The sequence below is a fragment of the Acidovorax sp. BoFeN1 genome, from assembly GCF_003345135.1.
Lineage (GTDB): Bacteria > Pseudomonadota > Gammaproteobacteria > Burkholderiales > Burkholderiaceae_C > Acidovorax > Acidovorax defluvii.
Window position 1 is genome coordinate 1 of the sequence record NZ_QOZT01000193.1, and the last position, 215, is coordinate 215.

General features: G+C 59.1%; 1 pseudogene. It reads right to left on the bottom strand.

Features of this window, described 5'->3' with window-relative positions:
* A pseudogene (locus DTW89_RS19200) lies at window positions 1-164 on the bottom strand (IS5/IS1182 family transposase); the annotation flags it as partial.
* Between the last annotated feature and the right edge of the window lie 51 nt (window positions 165-215).

A 215-nucleotide genomic window follows, 5' to 3' on the forward strand; every position in this document is an offset into this window, starting at 1 on the left:
CCGTTGCCGGCCTTGGGGTAGTGCGGCTCTATCACCTGGCACAGGGCGGCCCAAGGCACTATTGTCTCCATGGTCCGCAAGAACTCTTCACGTCGGGTGGGCTTGCGCGACTGCTCGAATCCGTTGTCTTGATCTGCGGCCATTGCCAGGGTCTGCTGCTTCATCTGCGGATAACGTTTGAGAAGCGACAACGGTGGACCTTGATCAGCATTGCC